The organism is Dehalococcoidia bacterium, assembly GCA_035528575.1.
Classification (GTDB): Bacteria; Chloroflexota; Dehalococcoidia; order E44-bin15; family E44-bin15; genus DATKYK01.
The window spans coordinates 90283-107610 of sequence record DATKYK010000036.1; the positions used below are offsets into that span (position 1 = coordinate 90283).

General features: G+C 54.0%; 18 protein-coding genes. All 18 read right to left on the reverse strand.

All coding sequences use genetic code 11. The features are described 5' to 3' along the window. The gene (gene hypE, locus VMX96_09225) at positions 1 to 1014 is read right to left on the reverse strand and encodes a hydrogenase expression/formation protein HypE (GenBank protein HUU64078.1); all 1014 of its coding nucleotides are present in this window, start codon (positions 1012 to 1014) and stop codon (positions 1 to 3) included. Positions 1015 to 1073: 59 nt separating this feature from the next. After that, positions 1074 to 2156, reverse strand: coding sequence for a hydrogenase formation protein HypD (gene hypD, locus VMX96_09230; GenBank protein ID HUU64079.1), 1083 nt, complete (start codon positions 2154 to 2156; stop codon positions 1074 to 1076). Then, on the reverse strand, positions 2153 to 2383 hold the full coding sequence (locus VMX96_09235) for a HypC/HybG/HupF family hydrogenase formation chaperone (protein ID HUU64080.1): 231 nt from the start codon (positions 2381 to 2383) through the stop codon (positions 2153 to 2155). The genes hypD and VMX96_09235 overlap by 4 nt, the downstream gene beginning before the upstream one ends. Before the next feature lie 79 nt (positions 2384 to 2462). Then, positions 2463 to 4802, reverse strand: coding sequence for a carbamoyltransferase HypF (hypF, locus tag VMX96_09240; GenBank protein ID HUU64081.1), 2340 nt, complete (start codon positions 4800 to 4802; stop codon positions 2463 to 2465). 7 nt (positions 4803 to 4809) lie between these two features. Beyond that, positions 4810 to 5460, reverse strand: a complete 651-nt coding sequence (locus VMX96_09245; protein HUU64082.1) for a methylenetetrahydrofolate reductase C-terminal domain-containing protein — start codon at positions 5458 to 5460, stop codon at positions 4810 to 4812. Continuing rightward, complete coding sequence (locus VMX96_09250) at positions 5457 to 6623, reverse strand: hydrogenase iron-sulfur subunit (GenBank protein HUU64083.1); 1167 nt, start codon at positions 6621 to 6623, stop codon at positions 5457 to 5459. The genes VMX96_09245 and VMX96_09250 overlap by 4 nt, the downstream gene beginning before the upstream one ends. A 91-nt stretch (positions 6624 to 6714) precedes the next feature. Next, positions 6715 to 7149 (reverse strand): hydrogenase maturation protease, encoded by a 435-nt coding sequence (locus VMX96_09255; GenBank protein HUU64084.1) that lies wholly within the window; start codon positions 7147 to 7149, stop codon positions 6715 to 6717. Between the two features lie 88 nt (positions 7150 to 7237). After that, complete coding sequence (locus VMX96_09260; protein ID HUU64085.1) at positions 7238 to 7456, reverse strand: NifU family protein; 219 nt, start codon at positions 7454 to 7456, stop codon at positions 7238 to 7240. Positions 7457 to 7542: 86 nt separating this feature from the next. Then, positions 7543 to 8376 carry an FAD/NAD(P)-binding protein gene (locus VMX96_09265; protein ID HUU64086.1) on the reverse strand — a complete coding sequence of 278 codons (834 nt, stop codon included), beginning with the start codon at positions 8374 to 8376 and terminating at the stop codon, positions 7543 to 7545. After that, entirely contained in the window at positions 8366 to 9364 is a 999-nt protein-coding gene (locus tag VMX96_09270; GenBank protein ID HUU64087.1) for a 4Fe-4S dicluster domain-containing protein, read from the reverse strand. Before VMX96_09270 ends, VMX96_09265 begins: the two co-directional genes overlap by 11 nt. Before the next feature lie 16 nt (positions 9365 to 9380). Beyond that, on the reverse strand, positions 9381 to 9953 hold the full coding sequence (locus VMX96_09275; protein HUU64088.1) for a 2Fe-2S iron-sulfur cluster-binding protein: 573 nt from the start codon (positions 9951 to 9953) through the stop codon (positions 9381 to 9383). Between the two features lie 3 nt (positions 9954 to 9956). Continuing rightward, on the reverse strand, positions 9957 to 11834 hold the full coding sequence (locus tag VMX96_09280) for an NADH-quinone oxidoreductase subunit NuoF (protein ID HUU64089.1): 1878 nt from the start codon (positions 11832 to 11834) through the stop codon (positions 9957 to 9959). Continuing rightward, on the reverse strand, positions 11834 to 12310 hold the full coding sequence (locus tag VMX96_09285; protein ID HUU64090.1) for an NAD(P)H-dependent oxidoreductase subunit E: 477 nt from the start codon (positions 12308 to 12310) through the stop codon (positions 11834 to 11836). Before VMX96_09285 ends, VMX96_09280 begins: the two co-directional genes overlap by 1 nt. Continuing rightward, positions 12307 to 13170, reverse strand: coding sequence for a hypothetical protein (locus VMX96_09290; GenBank protein ID HUU64091.1), 864 nt, complete (start codon positions 13168 to 13170; stop codon positions 12307 to 12309). The genes VMX96_09285 and VMX96_09290 overlap by 4 nt, the downstream gene beginning before the upstream one ends. Next, positions 13170 to 13598 (reverse strand): hydrogenase iron-sulfur subunit, encoded by a 429-nt coding sequence (locus VMX96_09295; GenBank protein HUU64092.1) that lies wholly within the window; start codon positions 13596 to 13598, stop codon positions 13170 to 13172. The genes VMX96_09290 and VMX96_09295 overlap by 1 nt, the downstream gene beginning before the upstream one ends. After that, the gene (locus VMX96_09300) at positions 13589 to 15580 is read right to left on the reverse strand and encodes a CoB--CoM heterodisulfide reductase iron-sulfur subunit A family protein (GenBank protein HUU64093.1); all 1992 of its coding nucleotides are present in this window, start codon (positions 15578 to 15580) and stop codon (positions 13589 to 13591) included. The genes VMX96_09295 and VMX96_09300 overlap by 10 nt, the downstream gene beginning before the upstream one ends. After that, positions 15573 to 16472: a CoB--CoM heterodisulfide reductase iron-sulfur subunit B family protein gene (locus VMX96_09305; GenBank protein HUU64094.1), complete on the reverse strand. Its 900-nt coding sequence runs from the start codon at positions 16470 to 16472 to the stop codon at positions 15573 to 15575. Before VMX96_09305 ends, VMX96_09300 begins: the two co-directional genes overlap by 8 nt. Beyond that, on the reverse strand, positions 16469 to 17056 hold the full coding sequence (locus VMX96_09310; GenBank protein HUU64095.1) for a 4Fe-4S dicluster domain-containing protein: 588 nt from the start codon (positions 17054 to 17056) through the stop codon (positions 16469 to 16471). Before VMX96_09310 ends, VMX96_09305 begins: the two co-directional genes overlap by 4 nt. Between the last annotated feature and the right edge of the window lie 272 nt (positions 17057 to 17328).

The following is a 17328-nucleotide window of genomic DNA, read 5'->3' on the forward strand; positions in this document are numbered from 1 at the left end:
TTAACATATCCTGGGAAGCGGGTCGCCGACCAGCATATCTACTATTCGGGAGGCCCCAATCGTGGTCCTCATTACAACCCGTCCCGGTTTTTTTGCACTTACCTCACCAATTGTGACGGCCTCTCTTCCGTAGGGGTTCCTGCGCATCGCTTTAAGGATTATATCTGCATCCTCCGCCTTGACTATCGCCACCAGCTTACCTTCATTGGCTATATAAAGCGGGTCAAGGCCCAGCATCTCGCAGGCAGCGAGCACCTCTTCACGCACCGGGACCCTTTCCTCCTCGATCCTTATGCTTACCCCCGACTGCTCTGCCAGTTCATTAAGGGTAGTAGCCAGCCCTCCCCTGGTGGGGTCTCGCAGGCAACGAATATTTAGGCTGGCGTTGAGCATCTCAGCTACCAGGCGGTTAAGCGGGGCACAATCGCTCTCCAGCTGTGTGGAAAAGCTCAAACCTTCCCGGCGGCTGAGCACCGCTATTCCATGCTCGCCGATGGCTCCGCTTAAAAGCACCCTGTCTCCCGGCCTGGCGTTACTTCCGGAGATATCGACCCCATCAGGTATTACGCCGATGCCCGAGGTATTTATAAAGAGCCTGTCGGCGCTGCCCCGGTTCACCACCTTGGTATCTCCGGTGGCGATTTTCACCCCCGCTTCCTGAGATGCTCTCTTAACAGACCCAACGATTTCCTCTAGCTCGCTCATGGGGAGGCCCTCCTCGATTACGAAGGAAAGGCTTAAATAGAGCGGTCTGGCACCTGACATGGCCAGGTCATTAACCGTGCCACAGACGGCGAGCTTTCCAATATCACCGCCGGGGAAGAAGACCGGGCTTACCACGTAGCTATCGGTGGTAAAGGCCAGCCTGCCGCTGAAATCAATTACCGCCGAATCATCGAGCTTATCCAGAACCGGGTTGGCGAGTGCCTCGACAAAGCTTTTCGCCACCAGTTCATGAGCCAGCTTCCCACCGCTGCCGTGGGCCAGCAGTATCTTTTTAGACTCTCCCTGCATCGCTACTCCCTAACGAGCTCCCCTGTCACGGGACCTTTTTTAAAACACTCCCATTACCTTTACTCCCCATAATTGTAATAGGCGGCGCAGGTGCCCTCGGAAGAGACCATGCACGGCCCTACCGGATACTGTGGGGTGCAGACACTGCCGAAGAGCTGACAATCGAGGGGCGTCTTAACCCCCCGCAGGATGTCGCCGCAGATGCAGCCCTCGGGCTCATAGGGCGGGCCGGGGTGGATGTCAAAAGCGAGCCCGGCATCGAAGTGCTGATACCCGGCTCTAATCTTTAGGCCGCTATGGGGAATCTCCCCCATCCCCCGCCAGGAGGCAGGGCCAGTCTCAAATACCTGCTCCATAAGTCTAATAGCCTCCCGGTTGCCCTCGGGACGCACACCCCTTCGATAGGCGATCTCTACTTCAGAGCGTCCCGTTTCAACCTGAGCCACCAGCATGGAGACGCACTGCAATATGTCCAGCGGTTCAAAACCGGAGACGACACAGGGGATGTGATAATCCCGGGCGATGAACTCCCAGGGGTGGGAGCCGATAACGGCGCTCACGTGTCCGGGACATACCAGACCCTGAAGCTCCACCTCGCCCGAGTCCAGAATGGCCCGTATAACCGGGGGGCAAAGCTTGTGAAGCGAAAGGACATAGAAATTACTTATCCGCTTGTCCTCTGCCTGAAGGATAGCGGCGGCGACGGTGGGGGCGGTGGTCTCAAACCCGATGCCAAGGAATACCACAGCCTTGCTGGGATTATCCTCAGCTATTTTTAGGGCGTCCGAGGTCGAATATACCATGCGGACGTCGGCGCCATCAGCCTTTAGTTCCTGCAGGCTGGTGCGGCTGCCGGGGACCTTGAGCATATCGCCAAAGGTGGTGATGATTACATCCGGGATTTGAGCCAGGGCGATTGCCTTATCCAGATCGGCGTTTGCGGTAACACAAACGGGGCAACCGGGGCCGGATACCATTTCAATGGTATTGGGTAAAACCTGGCGGATGCCATATCTGAAGATGGTTACCGTATGGCCCCCGCAGAACTCCATGAAACGTGACGGGGTTTTCGCACTGTGTTGAATCTGTGAAATCAGCCCCTGGGCCAGGTCAGAGCGCCGGTACTCGGTAATAAATCTCAACCTTCCTCCCCACCCACCTCAGCTATTTCCTCCAGGAGCCTCAGGGTTTCCTCAGCCTCTTCTTGGTCCAGGACATTTATGGCATAGCCGGTATGGACCAGCACATAGTCCCCTACTTCGGCTTCCGGGGTGAGCCACAGGCTGATGCGGCGGCTGATGCCACCGATCTCAGCCTCAGCCTCCTTATCTTCTATAGATTTAATTAGAACCGGGATGGCAAGGCACATATTTCGTTTTCCGCACTCTTACAGTTCACCCATTTTTAAATTCGTTTTTGCTATAGATTACGCCTTCTACCTTACCATATTAACTTAAACGAGAAAAATTAGCGATTACTGCCTGTCCCAAGGAGATTCCACCATCATTGCAGGGCACCAGATGGTGGGTTATGACGCTGAAGCCTTCCCCCTGTAAAGCAGCGGTAGCCAACCTGAGGAGCAGGCGGTTCTGGAAAACGCCGCCGCTCAATGCTACCTTATTTATACCGCTCTCCATTGCGATCGATTTGCACGTTTCGAGGACCATTAGAGCCACAGTTTGATGAAACCTGAGCGATATAATGGGGATAGGGGTTTGATTCATAACATCCTCGGCTATCGCTGCGATTAGTTCCCCTAACTTTATAACCCTCATTCCCTGATGCTCGACAACAGAAAAGGGATAGGGTTTCCCCTCGAACTCATCCCCTTCATCCGCAGCCAGTATCTCCAGCTCGATGGCGGCCTGGGCTTCGTATTCTATCTCTTCCCTCACCCCGGCCAGGGCGGAAACGGCATCGAAAAGCCGCCCCGCACTAGAGGTAAGAGGGCAGTTTATCCTTCGCGTTAGCTGCTGTTTAAGCAGGTCAAGCTCGGCGGAATGGAGCTTGCTGACGGGAAGACCGTCCAACGATAATTTCTGGTCCTGCTCTCCCAGTAAAGTGTAGATATAGCTTAGCGCCATGCGATAAGGCTTCTTAATCGCCGCCTCACCTCCGAGCAGGGGCACATACTCCAGGTGCCCCGCCCTCTGGAAGCGGCGCAGGTCAGCTATCAGGAACTCACCTCCCCAGAGCGTGCCGTCGCTGCCGTACCCCGCCCCATCGAAGGCAACCCCGATAACGGGTGATTCGACCCCGTTCTCCACCAGGCAGCTGGCGATATGGGCGTGGTGATGTTGCACCGGGATAAGGCTTAAACCCTGCTCTGCACCCAGCTCGAGGGCGTATTTGGTGGAGAGGTATTCCGGGTGCATATCATAGGCGACAGCCTCCGGGGCGATGCGAAACAGCTTTTTATAAAGATCGATAGTGTTTTCAAAGTGTTCCAGTGTCTCCTCGTTCTCCATATCCCCGATATGCTGGCTGAGGAAGGCATGCTCCCCTCTGGTGAGACAGAAGGTGTTCTTTTGATCAGCCCCGCAGGCAAGGATTTGCTTTGATAGAAAAGGTAGTAAAATTGGATATGGTGCGTATCCCCGGGCGCGCCTCATAACCCGGGGCACTCCTTCCACTATAGAGACGCTATCGTCGTAACGTGCGTAAATATCGCGGTTATGAAGCAGGAAATAATCGGCAATCCCTCCAAGTCTCCTTAGCGCCTCATCGTTATCTTTGGCGATGGGTTCCTCGCTGAGGTTGCCACTGGTCATCACCAGGGGGATAGCGCTCTCCCTTAGCAGCAGGTGGTGTAGCGGGGTATAGGGCAGCATGACCCCCAGGTACCTCAGATTTGGAGCCACTGACGTTGAGATATCGGATGAGCTCTGCAGCCACCTCAGGAGAACGATGGGTGACTCTGGAGAGTTAAGCAGCTTCCTCTCCTCGGGCGACACCAGGCAGTGCCTTTCAATATCTTCCAGGGTGGCTACCATAACGGCAAATGGTTTGGAGGGGCGCCTTTTTCTGCTCCTTAACAGGGCTATCGCTTCCTCACTGGTGGCGTCGCAGGCAAGCTGAAATCCGCCCAGGCCGCGGATCGCCAGGATTCTCCCTGCCTTAAGCAGTTCGCTGGCTGCCGAAGTAGCATCCTCACCCCCCACCGGGTTACCTTGGCTATCGACCAGTGCCAGGCTGGGGCCACACTGGGGGCAGGCGTTGGGCTGGGCATGAAACCTGCGGTCCAGGGGATCGTCGTATTCCTGCTGACACCGGGGGCACATCTGGAACCTATGCATGGTGGTCTTGGGGCGGTCATAGGGTATATCCTCGATGATGGTAAATCGCGGGCCACAACTGGTGCAGTTGGTAAAGGGATAGCGGTAGCGGCGGTCGGTAGGGGAGAGGATCTCCCTGAGGCAGTCCTCGCAGGTAGCGATATCCGGCGAAACTAGCTGATATTTTCCTTCCTGGCTCAGGCTCTGGTATATTTCGAATTTCTCGTACCCGGTGTAGCTCTTCGAGGGCTGGAAGGTGACGGCGACATTTTCAATTCGAGCCAGGGGAGGGGCTTTCGCTTCGATGTCCGTGATGAAATTCCTTATCCTCTCCCTATCTCCTTCCACCTCGATCTCGACATTTCCCGAGGTGTTACGCACCCAGCCTTTTAAACTGTGCTCGTGAGCCAGCCGGTAAACAAAGGGTCTAAAGCCTACCCCCTGCACTACCCCCCGCACACTTATCCTGGCCGCTTTTCCCTCGTTGATGAGCACCACAGGGGCTACTCCCATGAACTGTTTATAGCGTTATCTTGCCCGGTCTTGCCACTGCCTGGTGATCCTTGGCAGGCTGGATTTCCTCTAATACATAGAGTCTCCCCAGTTTATCCAGGCGCTCTATAATGAGCGCCCAGGCGCAGTCCTTATTCGGGTCGACCTCGCACTTGCCGTTTTGCGAACCGCCGCAGGGGCCGTTGAGCAGGCTTTTGGCACACCTGGAAATCGGGCAAATGCCCCCGGTCAGGCCCAGGACGCAGTCGCCGCAGGCGGCACACCTCTCTTCCAGGGTGCCCGCTTCCCTTTCCTGAGAACCCATGAAGACGGTATTCTGCGCTGGAAATACTGGAAGCTCGGGGTAGAGACTGGCTATAGTCTGCGGCCCTAGTCCGCAGGCCAGCGAGAGCACTGCCTCTACATCGCCATCTATCATGTCCTTAAGCGCAACCGCGGTCAAGTGGGAATCGCATTGCTTCACCAGCGTGTTCACTTTGAAGGCGAACTCCTTATTTCGCAGCTTGCCGCCAAGATCGAGCAATTGGCTCAAGGTCCCCGCCTCTCTTATGCCTCGCGGTGGCTGGGTGCAGCCATCACAACCAACGATCAGGATGTTTTTATAGGGGGAGACAAAATCCAGGATCTCATCCAAAGGCTTCTGCGTCGTAACTATCATGCTGACTCCCTTACATAAATATCGGCAATTTTTTCGCTGAACTGCGCTAGTTCCCTCTTAAACGCCTCCGGGTATCGTGGCGCTACGGTGCAGAAGTTGAGTTGCTCGCCACGGCCTATTTCACCCAGCCTTTTCTGGAGTGCCTCTACCGGACGCTGGGCTTTCCCACCCGCCTTCTCCAGCTTGCAGTCATCTTCGGCGCAGGCAGCCACTAAAACGCCATCGACGCCGGTATGGAAAGCCTCCACTATATGAGAGGTATCAACCCTGGCGGCACAGGGCAGGTAGATATAGCGCGTGTGCTTGTCGGGCTCGTCCTCAAGCTCAGGGAATACAGCCCACTGGCAGCAAAATACCAGAATCCTGGGCGGGGCCATTTCTGCTGCGAACTGGGAAATCAACATTGAAATGCGATCCTTCTCCCAATTCTCCAGGTCCAGGGCGAAGGCCGGGCACATCGAGACGCACAGGCCGCAGCCGTGACAGGCGTCCATATCGATCTTAACGATCCCCGGGCTCACCAGCCTGGGCGCATCCCAGGGGCAGTAAAAGACACAATTGCCGCAGCCGATGCACAGGTCTTCTTTCACCTGTACCTTCAGGCTATTCCGCTTCAGGGTTATCGCCTCTTTGCCGTAGCCGAGCTGCTCCAACAAGATGTTGAGAGCGGCGATTCGACGTCCCTCGACGGGGCTTCCCCGCTGATATCGGCAGTAATCCTCATCGCAGGCGAGGACATGGATTTTCTTTATTCCCGTAGTTATAGCCTTGAGGAATACCTCTACGGTAATACGCCCCACGCAGGGCACGGATAGCGGGATGAACTTTGTCACCCCGAATTGCCTCTCGATCCCGGCAAGGTCGGGGGCGCTTCCTTTACACATAATCACCAGTGTGTCACTGTCATATTTCTGCTTTGCCCGATCCAGATACCCGGTCAGGGAATCTAAGTCATAATAGATGATGTCGATGACCTTGGAAGGACATGCTGAATAGCAGAGGCCGCATACCTGGCACTTTTCTATTTCCAGGATGGCCTTGCCCGTTTCGGCATCCTTTTTTATTGCCTCATAAGGGCAAACGGAGTAGCAGATCGCGCACGTGCTACAAGATTCCTCCGTTACTTTGACGGCCACCATTTCTTCAGTGATTTGCTCGCTCAATTTACCTCCTCTCTCCTTATTATCGTTCATTGGACACTCACTTTGGTACCGCTGGGCGGGCCAAGCCCGGTGATTTTGTCGATAAACTCACTCATAGATTCTCCTCCTCCATTATTCTCCGGGCAATAAGGGGTATTTTTTCCATAACCTCTTTGGTACACTCCTCGCCAAAGTTGGTATTATCCTTTATCTCGACAGCGTAGATGATGACTGATTGGGGCATCTTGTACCCCAGTCCCTTCCCTAGTTTGAACGCACTGGCGATATCGAGGCCGTGAGATGTGGCGTGTTCCAGGGTCGGTTGCAAATCCTCCAGCTCCAGCTTATACAGTTCCCCAGGTTGGCCCCCTTCAGTCATAACCGAATCGATAATGATAAGCTTATCGTAACCGGCTACATCATCGAGCAGCCCCAGGGCGCCGGAACAGGCCTCGATCACTTCCAGTTCAGGATTTCTTTCCTTGATCTGCTGGGCTATCTTGAGGCCGGCGCCATCGTCGGTTACGATCGGGTTCCCGATTCCCAAAACGAGCGTCTTCACCTTTAATTTTGCCCTTCTTATATTGCCAATTCCCTGGGCCCAATGCACTAGAAGCGGACTGCGAAGGATATAATCAGACGGCAATCACTTCTTTGATCTCGGGTATCTGCTCTTTGAGCACGCGCTCAATCCCCTGATGCAACGTCTGGGTTGCCATCGGGCAGCCGCTGCAGGCGCCTGTCAGCTTCAGCGTGACCGTACCATCGGTCACATCCACCAGCTCGACATCGCCGCCATCTGCCTGTAATGACGGCCTTATCTCAGTTAGAGCTGCTTCTACCTTCTCCCGCATGGTATACCTCCTTATATTGCTGTATATATATTGGCGACGCTTTTCATCTTGTTTCCTCATCAGGATTCTAAGGACGTTAATCCGATTTAAAATTGCTCGATTAGCTCTGAGATCTGCTCCATAGAGAAGACGGGGCCATCCTGGCAGATATACTTCTCACCCACATTACATCGTGCACACTTGCCCAAACCGCACTTCATCTTGCCCTCTAGCGTGGTTATGATTTGGTTATCGGCGAAGCCCAGCTTCCTTAGCTCAATAAGGGTGAAGTGGATCATGATAGGCGGGCCGCAGGTAATGGCAATGGCATTCTCCGGTGAGAGCTTGAGTTCACTCACCACTGCGGGAATCAGGGCTACTCTACCGGTCCATTTATCGTCACCGGCATCGACGGTGAGCTCCAGCTTTGTCCCGGGTGCCGTTGCCCAGGCATCGAACTCAGGTGCGAAGACCAGGTCCTGAGGGCTGCGCGCTCCATTGATGATGACCAGGTCTCCATAGTTATCTCTATTGTCGAGAATGGTGGTGATTATCGGACGCAATGGCGCAAAGCCGATGCCGCCGCCGATAATGAATATGATTTTCCCCTTATAGTCATCAAGCGGGAAGTGGTTGCCAAAGGGTCCCCGCACCCCCACGATCGCCCCCGGCTCAAGCTGGTGAAGGGAAGCGGTAACGGTGCCAACCTGCCTTATGGCAACCTCCAGGCCGTCTTTGCGGTGCGATACTGAGGTTAGGCCAAAGGGCGCCTCGCCCACTCCGAAGGCGGAGACGAAGATGAACTGCCCCGGCTTATAGTCGAAACTGTCTCTGATATCGGGGTCATTCAGCTCTAGCTTAAATAGCTTAACATCAGGTGTGAGGTTAATCACATCTTGTATTGTAGCTAAATAGGGCAGAAGCGGATTCTCAGGCTTCACTTTTTACTCCAAGCTGCTGAACATCCTGTATTATCTCACGAATATCGATGTTTACCGGGCAGGCCCTGACACATCGGCCACAGCCGACGCAGCCCAAGGCTCCAAACTGCTCGGGAAAGTAAAATAGCTTGTGGGCGAACCTCTGCCTGAGTCGAAACCCCTTGGTGGAGCGGGGGTCATAGCCGCCAGCAATGCGGGTGAACCCCGGGGACTGGCAGCTCTCCCAGCTACGCACCCGCTCGATCCTGGCTTTATCGGTGTAGTCCCGAACATCGAAGCAGTAGCATGTGGGGCAGACATAGGCGCAGATATTGCAATGGATGCATCTATCGGCCAGCCGGTCCCAGAAGGGGTCGTCGAAGGCTCGTCTCATCTTCTCCGAAATACCCTCGCTGGGGACTTCTGAGGGGGCCGGAGCCGGGGGAGGTGATACATCCGTCGTGGTTATCAGTTTGTCAGGCAACAGGGCTTTACCCTTATCCGTAAGCACCTGAACGATATAGCCGTCCGCTACCTCGGTGAGCAGGATATCCAAATTAGCTGGGTCGTGGGGACCGCTGCCCATGCTGGTGCAGAAGCACTCGGGGCAAGCGGTGAGGCAGGCTAGACCGATGAGGGTAGTTTTATCACGGTGTTGCCGGTACAATGCATCCGCCGGCTCCTCTAGGAAGGGGTAATCGTTCATGGCCATACCCCGGGCATCGCAGGGGCGAACGCCAAATATCGCTGTTTCTCTCTCTATAGCTGCTGGTATTAATTCTACCTGCCCGTTCTTCCTGTTAATATAGAACAGGGTTTCAGAAGGAGGGAAGAACCACTCTTTGGGAGATAAGGTGGTATTGTCGAAGTCGAAGACGATATCCTCTACCCGGTCGATCTTGCGGGAAAGGAGCAAATCATCCACCTTGATAGGCGCTACTAGATTGCGTTCGTCCATCAATTGACCCAACCAGGTGAGCAGGTCTTTCTTAGATATAAATTGTGTCACTTCCCCGTCCTCTAATCTATGTCGGCAATACCAGTTTGCCTTCTTCGAATCTGATGGCTCGGGTAGGGCAAATATAGGCACAGGCCTGACACTTGATACACTCCTCGGAGGGAACATAGAAGGGGGTGGCAACCCTCCTTTTAGTCCCCCGACCAACGAAGCTTATTATGCTCTTCTCCGATATTTCCTGGCAGGCCCGTACACACAGGCCGCAGAGGATGCAATTTTTATCTTCGAGTGCGAACCTGGTTTGGGCGACTCCCATTTCACTGGCTAAACTCTGTATCCTCTCGGAATCGGGACAGCTGGCGAGAAGCAGCTCCATTATCCCTTTGCGTAGCTTCCTGACACTCTCGGAGTCGGTCTTTACCTCCAGTCCCTCCTCCACGGGGAAGAGACACGAGGCCACAAGTCTGACTCGCCCCCTTTGATTTACCTCCACGGTGCACAGACGGCAGGCCCCGTAAGGGGAAATGGCCTCGTGGTAGCAGAGGGCGGGTATCTCGATACCGACGCGGCTTGCCGCCTCCAGTATGGTTTCCCCTTCTCTTGCCCCTATTTCTCTGCCGTCGATAGTTAAGGTTACCATGATTTACCGCTTTGCCACTGCCCCGAGCTTGCAGACATCGTAGCATGCTCCACATTTAATGCACTTGCTCTGATCCAGGATTACCGGCTGCTTTTTCGCTACCAGGGTTATCGCTTGCTCTGGACAGGCCTTTACACACAGAGCACATCCAGGACACTTCTCCTCGATAATGGAATACTGGATCAGCTCCTGGCAAACGGCAGCAGGACATCTCTTTTCCTTGATGTGTGCCTCATATTCATCTCTGAAGTGACGAAGAGTGGTCAGGACAGGGTTGGCCGCTGTTGTTCCTAAAGTGCAAAGAGAACCATCACGGAGGACACCGGCTAGATCCTCCAGTATCTCGATATCCCCTTCCTTTCCCTTTCCCTGAGTGATGCCGGTTAGTATCTGTCCCATTCGCTTTATCCCTTCTCGACAGGGTACACACTTGCCACAGGATTCCTCTTCAAGGAAGGTTAGGAAATACCTGGCTATATCTACCATACAGGTGTCCTCATCCATTACTATCATCCCGCCGGAACCCATCATCGACCCGGCTTTGGTCAGCGCATCGAAATCTACCGGTAGATGGAGAAGCCCCTCAGGGATGCAGCCCCCCGAAGGTCCCCCGGTTTGCACTGCCTTGAATTTCTTCCCCCCGGGGATTCCTCCACCGATATCGTAGATTATTTCCCTCAAGGTTGTTCCCATGGGGACCTCTATCAAGCCGGTGTTATTTACCTTTCCTACCAGTGAGAATATCATGGTGCCTTTGGTCCCCTCCGTTCCCATTTGGGAGTACCAATCGGCACCCTTATTTATTATCAGGGGAACGCTGGCCCAGGTCTTGACATTATTGAGATTGCTTGGCCTATCCCATAAGCCCTTATCCACGGTATGAATGTACTTTGCTCTTGGCTCTCCTATCTTACCCTCGAGTGAAGCCATTAGCGCCGTCGATTCCCCGCAGACAAAGGCCCCCCCGCCCCTATTTATGCTTACGCTGAAATCGAAGCCGGACCCGAGGATGTTTTCACCCAGCAATCCATACTCTGCTGCCTGCTCGATCGCTCTTTCGATATGTCTTACTGCCAGGGGATATTCATTGCGGACATAGATGTAGCCTTCATGGGAGCCTATGGCATAGGCACCGATGATCATCCCCTCCAGAACACTGTGGGGATTTCCTTCAAGGAGGCTCCTGTCCTGATAAGCACCGGGGTCTCCCTCATCGGCATTGCAGATGACGTATTTGATAGCACCTCTGGCGTGGCGGCAGGATTCCCACTTTCTGTAGGTGGGGAACCCTGCACCCCCCCGCCCCCGCAGGCCCGACTGTTTTACCTCCTCGATAATCTCCTCCGGGGACATCTGGAAAAGGGCCTTAGCCAGAGCGGAATAACCGCCGATAGCGATGTAATCATCGATTTCGGTGGGGTCGATCTCTCCATTGGCTCCGAGAAGGATCCGCGTTTGTTTCTTATAGAAGGGCACATCATCTTCATATACTATCTTCTTACCTGTTGCCGGGTCAGTATAAAGCAACCTCTCCACTATGTTATCATTGACCAGGCTTTCGGAAACGATCTCCGGGATATCTTCTTTGGTTATTTGCTGATAGAAAATCTTTTTTGGTCGCAGGACCACCAGTGGCCCCCTTTCGCAAAAACCGTGGCAGCCGGTCGCCTTTACCTCTACCTTATCCCCCAAACCCTGCTGCTTGATCTCTTCCCTAAAAGCATCCACCACCTCTTCGGCACCGGCAGCACGACAGCCTGTCCCGGCGCATAGCACTACGCAGGGTTTATCGGGGTCCCTCTTGGCAACTATTGACTGCCCCAGAGCTTCCAGTTCGAGGGGACTGTTTATCCTTTTTCCCAGCACTTTTTCTGGCACCATTAGCCCTCGTTAGCCTCTGATTGATACCTTTTCAATATTTTATCGAGCTTGGCAGAGTCCACCTTGCTCTCATATTTGCTATCGATAACCACAACCGGACCTAAAGCGCAACACCCCAAACAATTCACCGCTTCCAGCGTGAAGCTGAAGTCCGGCGAAGTCTCACCAGGCTTTATGCCTAAATCTCTCTCCAGTTTTTGTGCCAGCCTCTCCCCACCCCTTACGTGGCAAGCAGTGCCCAGGCAGACCATGATTATATGACGTCCTCTAGGCTCCAGACTGAAAGCCTTAAAAAAGGTGGCCACGCTGAATACCTGGCTAAGGGGGAGCTCTAAGGCCTGGCTGACCTTAATCAGCGCTTCCTGAGGCAGATAGTTGCATTCGGCCTGGATATCCTGCAATAGAGAGATCAGCAAACCCTGCCTGCCTTTGTAGGGCTCTATTATGGAGTCGATTTTACCCAGATCGATGTTCATCCTAGCCCAGGAAAAGCCTCTTCTTTCTTATAGGTTGCGAAGGGAGCTGGGGTTTCGGCGTCCATTCCCGCATGGAAATTGAAAAGCTCCCTCACCTCTTTCTCCAGCTTGCGGTTGAGCAGGCTGAGCGGGATATTTACCGGGCAAACCCGCTCGCATTCATTGCAGGCGATGCAGCGCCCGGCCAGATGAAAAGCGCGTATGGTATTCCATACCTCGTTTTCCTCCGGGGCTATCCTGATGCCTACCCACAAGGGGTCCAGTCGCTCAACGAAACACTCGGGGCAATAGCAACCGGGGCAAACTTGACGGCAGGCGTAGCAGCGTATACATCGGCTGAATTGCTCTTCCCAGAACGCTCGTCTCTCCTTCGCTGATTGGCCTTCCATCCCAGAAACATCGGCATAGGCCTCCGCTACATCCGGCTCCGACGCCGGCGGTTCTCCCACCAGAAAGTCATAGATTACCGGTGTATGCTGTTGGCAGACCTGGCAGGCGGTCTGCAGTTCTTCACTGGTCTTATCCCGATCAGTCTTCACTATTCCGGGACATGCTACCCCGATGATAAACAGCTTATCCCGCTGAATCTGGCTCTCATTGAGAAGCAGATTGATAGCCCGGGAATCGCAGGGCTTGACCACGATGGCAGTAGCTTTATCTTTGCGGTTGAGCAGGTACTTGGCTAGATTATGGGTGCAGGTCTGGTCGAAGATAAGCCGATCGACCTCTTCTGGCCTATAGGCGAACAGTGGACGTGCGCCGACTCCGTCAGTAGCACGCTCGTAGCCGATGATGCAATCTACAGTTTCTCTCTCAAGGAGCTCTTTAGCTTTGTTACGGATCTGTTCGCTTAAGTCCATCACCCGGTTCCTTTAACCAAGGTCATTTCCCTTGGTCCCAGCTTATGGAGTTCATCGGTAAATGAGGAAACCACCTGGGCCCATTTCTTCCCCTCGGAGGCAGACACCCACTCCACTCGATACCTTTCCTTTTCAATGCCTATGTACTCCAGGAAAGTGCGAAGCAGAGCAAGGCGGCGGCGAGCATAGTAGTTACCTTCAGTGTAGTGGCAGTCGCCGGGATGGCAGCCAGCGATCAGGACACCATCGGCCCCCTGCTGGAAGCTTTTAACCACTAGCAGGGGATCGACCCTCCCCGAGCAGGGCACGCGGATAATGCGGATATTCGGGGGGTAGCAGATGCGGCTGGTGCCAGCCAGGTCGGCACCGGCGTAGCTGCACCAGTTACACAGGAAACCGACTATCTTGGGTTGATATTCTATTGCCATAGTGATGTTACCTGGGCCAGTAATTGTTGCTGGGTGAAGCCACGTAGGTCAGCGGCCCCAAAACGGCAACTGGCAACACACAGGCCACAGCCCTTGCACATGGTCTCATTAACTACCGCGATGGTACGGCCATCCCGGGTGACCTGGGTGTCGATAGCATTGAAGGGGCATACCTGGGTGCAGAGAAGACAGCCACTACACTTCATAGGATCGATAGTGGCTACCATGGGATCAGTGGTCAGGACATCCTGGCTAAAGAGAGCTGTGACTTTAGCAGCGGCACTGCCACCTTGGGCGACGCTTTCCGGGATATCCCGTGGGCCGACACAGGAGCCAGCGAGAAATATGCCATCGGTGTTAGTTTCCACCGGGCGTAGCTTGGGGTGCGCCTCGATGAAGAAGTTATAGGTGTCGTAGCTGATATTAAGTCTCTGGGCCAGGTCGGCAGCGCCAATGCTGGGCTCCATCCCTGTGGCGAGCACGACTAGATCAGCGGCAATCTCTACCGGTCGCCCGATGAGAGAGTCCTCGCCTAATACTATTAGCTTCTTGCCTTCCTCGTAGATTTTGGATACTCGACCACGCAGGTATATGGTGCCATACTCCTCCTGAGCGCGCCGGGAAAACTCATCGAAATCCTTGCCCCCTGCCCTAATATCGATATAGAAATTATAGCACTGCACATCGGGGTCATGCTCTTTGAGCATGATGGCCTGTTTTGCCATATACATACAGCAGACCTTGCTGCAGTAGGGCCGTCCCTTCTGTTCGTCCCGCGAGCCCACGCAGCTTACAAAGACCACCGTCTTCGGTGGCAGCCCGTCAGAGGGGCGGATTACCTCCCCATCGGTGGGGCCCGAGGCGCTTAGCAGTCTCTCTAGGTGCAGGCCGGTGATGACATCGGGATACCTGCCGCTTCCGTATTCATGGTAGACACTGTGGTCGAAGGTCTGATAGCCGGTAGCAACGATAATGGTACCAAACCTCTCCGAGATGACTTGGTCTTCCTGCTCGTAATCGATGGCACTTACCGGGCAGAGCTGCTGGCAGATATTGCAGTCGGGTAATTCCTTGCCCTCTTCCTTGGCTTTCAGGTAATTGAAATGGGCACAGTGCTCGGTGTCGATGACCGGCTTGAGCGGGACCGCCTGGGGGAAGGGGACGTAGATTGCGCTGCGTTTCCCCATCTCCAAGTTAAACTCCGATGGTGCTCGCTCCGGGCACTTTTGCCAGCAGGTGCCACAGCCAGTGCATTTGGTATGGTCTACCCTCCTCGCTTTCTGCAGGATGTTTACTTCGAAATTACCCACAAAGCCCCTTACATCCTGTACCTCAGCATAGGTGAGGAGGGTGATATTGGGTTGCTGCGCCACATCGACCATTTTGGGGGCGAGAATACAGGCCGAGCAGTCCAGGGTGGGAAATGTCTTATCCAGCTGAGCCATGCGCCCCCCAATGCTAGGTTCACGCTCTACTAAGACTACCTCGTAGTCGGCATTGGCGATGTCCAGGGCTGCCTGGATCCCGGCGATGCCACCCCCGATGACAAGTGCTCGTTTGGTGACCCCAACCTGCCCGGGGGAAAGGGGTTCAAGGGCGGCAACCTTGGCTACTGCCATCCGGATCAGTTCGATAGCCTTTTCGGTGGCTGCTTCCTTATCATCCCCGTGTACCCAGCTGCAATGCTCTCGTATATTGGCTATCTCTAGAAGGTAGGGATTAATACCCGCTGAGGCAACGGTTTTGCGGAAGGTATTCTCGTGCATTCGGGGTGAGCAGCTGCCAATAACCACCCGATCCAGCCGATTCTCAATTATGGCATCGTGGATGGATGCCTGCCCTGGTTCACTGCAGGTATAGGTATTATCATCGATAAAGGTTACCATTGGCATGCTCTTGGCAGCCTCTAGCACTTTGGAGACATCCACCGTGCCGCCGATGTTGGTTCCACAGTGGCATATAAAAACCCCGGTCCTAGCCATGGCTAACCTCTGCTATAGCGATTCCTTCATCTGCCAGTCCCTTATCTCTAAGCATGGGTAGTGGGCTGGTGAAGTGCTTGTCGAGGAGCAGTTGCTTGGGCGAGAAGCCCAGGGCAAGCCCCACAAGCTGGGTGAAGTAAAGCACCGGCAACTCAAACTCATCGCTATATTTCTTTTTCATATCCTTCTGGTAGGCGTCCAGGTTGTTATGGCACATGGGGCAAGCCACCGCCACACAGTCGGCACCTGCCTGCTTTGCCTGGGAGAGTATGCGATGTGAAAGCTTTAACACCATTTCAGGTTTGGTGATAGGCAGGCTGGCACCGCAGCACTCTGTCTTAAAACCCCAGTCCACAGTTACAGCGCCCAGCCTCTCCATCAGCCGATCCATAATCTGAGGGTCCTCAACATCATCTAGATCGACTATTTCGCGGGGGCGAACCAGCAGGCAACCGTAGTAACAGGCAATCTTCAAGCTGCCGAGCGGTCTGCTCGGGGTTATGGCATCCCTTTTCTCGTATAAGACTTTAAGCAGGTGAAAAACCTCGGTGGTATTGTGAAACTCATTACCGAGAAGGTTATTAATCAAATCCAGCTTTTCTTTGTCTATTAGTGCGTGGGCAGCATGCTTCAAACGTGAGAAGCACAGGGCACAGGCAGCCACTATGGGAAGCCCCATTTTCTCCGCCTTCTGTAGGTCACGGGCGGGTAGGGCGATGCTTAAAAGTTCATTGATGGTATGAGCTGAGGAGGCTCCACAGCAGGTCCAATCCTCCAGTTCCTGCAGTTTAAGTCCCAACTTCGCACATACCAAACGGGCCGATACGTCGTACTCCTTTTCTGTGGAGTGCAGGGTACAGCCGGGATAATATGCGAAGGTATCCGGTATCATTCTGCATCCCTTTTATGAGGCTCATTCTCCATGGCCTTTACCTTGGCGGATAGATTTCTAATTTCAGCAGCCCCTTTAACCCTGGGTGGCAAAACGGGTGCTTTGCCCCTTGCGAACATAGCTGGCAGCGTCGTGATTTTGGCGAAAGGTTGTCTGCTCAGCAAATTGTATGAAACACCGAGAGAAAGCTCATGGATACGGCCGAAGCGCTGGATAATGACGAGGAAGAGCCTGTGGAAGAGTTCGATGCCTTTTTCAGCCGGTTTGCTTTTCTCAGCAGCAGCAAGCAACCGCAGCGATTCCATCACCCGGGCAATATCTATCTCGTTGGGGCAGCGGGCGGAGCAGGTCTGGCAGGAGATACAGAGCCATATAGTAGAGCTCTCCAGGACTCTCTCCTTTAGTCCGAGCTGTATGGCCCGCATAACCTGGCGCGGGCCCATGTCCATGACGTAGGACGCGGGACATCCGGCGCTACATTTTCCGCACTGGTAACAGCGCAGCACCTTCTGCCCGCTTCGGCTTTCTACAAAATTCTGCAGTTCACTTGAGGGCGAAGGGTTAATCGCATCAGTTATACTCATTCAGTTCGACTCGTAAATGGATATGCTTTAGCCAAAACGACACCGGCTAATCCAACCCCTTAAACTTGCCTCTGTTACACAATTACAGCGTGGTGAAGGAAAGTCCTTCGTTGAGCGCGCGGTAGCGGTAATCGCTAGCAAGCGGAGAAAGATCATAGCTCTATATAACGTCTCACTGCCTTTGGTATAGTCTTCAAAATATTATTGCACTCCTTTGGACAGAGATAGCAAACATAGTTGTATATTGTAAATAGGGGGTTCTTCTCATAGTT

Coding starts and splice junctions, on each gene's coding strand:
- hypE (HUU64078.1), bottom strand. CDS start 1,014: ATGCAGGGAGAGTCTAAAAAGATACTGCTGGCCCACGGCAGCGGTGGG.
- VMX96_09285 (HUU64090.1), bottom strand. CDS start 12,310: ATGAACATCGATCTGGGTAAAATCGACTCCATAATAGAGCCCTACAAA.
- VMX96_09295 (HUU64092.1), bottom strand. CDS start 13,598: ATGGCAATAGAATATCAACCCAAGATAGTCGGTTTCCTGTGTAACTGG.
- VMX96_09305 (HUU64094.1), bottom strand. CDS start 16,472: ATGATACCGGATACCTTCGCATATTATCCCGGCTGTACCCTGCACTCC.
- VMX96_09260 (HUU64085.1), bottom strand. CDS start 7,456: ATGCGGGAGAAGGTAGAAGCAGCTCTAACTGAGATAAGGCCGTCATTA.
- VMX96_09280 (HUU64089.1), bottom strand. CDS start 11,834: ATGGTGCCAGAAAAAGTGCTGGGAAAAAGGATAAACAGTCCCCTCGAA.
- VMX96_09290 (HUU64091.1), bottom strand. CDS start 13,170: ATGGACTTAAGCGAACAGATCCGTAACAAAGCTAAAGAGCTCCTTGAG.
- VMX96_09235 (HUU64080.1), bottom strand. CDS start 2,383: ATGTGCCTTGCCATCCCGGTTCTAATTAAATCTATAGAAGATAAGGAG.
- hypF (HUU64081.1), bottom strand. CDS start 4,802: ATGGGAGTAGCCCCTGTGGTGCTCATCAACGAGGGAAAAGCGGCCAGG.
- VMX96_09245 (HUU64082.1), bottom strand. CDS start 5,460: ATGATAGTTACGACGCAGAAGCCTTTGGATGAGATCCTGGATTTTGTC.
- VMX96_09310 (HUU64095.1), bottom strand. CDS start 17,056: ATGAGTATAACTGATGCGATTAACCCTTCGCCCTCAAGTGAACTGCAG.
- VMX96_09275 (HUU64088.1), bottom strand. CDS start 9,953: ATGGTAACCTTAACTATCGACGGCAGAGAAATAGGGGCAAGAGAAGGG.
- VMX96_09300 (HUU64093.1), bottom strand. CDS start 15,580: ATGGCTAGGACCGGGGTTTTTATATGCCACTGTGGAACCAACATCGGC.